At 34.7% G+C, this 297-nt stretch carries 1 protein-coding gene; it reads right to left on the reverse strand.

Annotated elements, in window-relative coordinates; all coding sequences use genetic code 11:
- Positions 1-108: 108 nt before the first annotated feature.
- Positions 109-297 (reverse strand): hypothetical protein (locus tag V7122_RS17325; protein WP_335527819.1); only part of this gene is annotated, 189 nt, incomplete at its 5' end.

Here is a 297-nt window from a genome sequence, read left to right on the forward strand (position 1 = left end):
CTATGATGCTTGTCCAATCAAATCTTGTCAAAAAAAATATATATACATAGAGAAAATTATTCTTTCCTAAAGTAATCGGATACCAGAGGCAGTAGATTTATTTTGGTCTTAGTGGGTTGCACTTTCCTCATCATTGTATGAGAGCTTTTTTTGTGTGAGACAACTATTAACTTGTAAAATGCCGGTTAGTTTAGGTAATCGTCCCTTTTTCTCAAAGAACATCTGAAATGGAAGGAGGTTGAATTTATGCCTCGCTTTGAAGATGAATTCGAAAGAAGAAGAAGCGACTTCGATGAT

It is taken from the genome of Bacillus sp. JJ1532 (assembly GCF_036965085.1).
In the GTDB taxonomy this organism is placed as follows: Bacteria; Bacillota; Bacilli; order Bacillales; family Cytobacillaceae; genus Cytobacillus.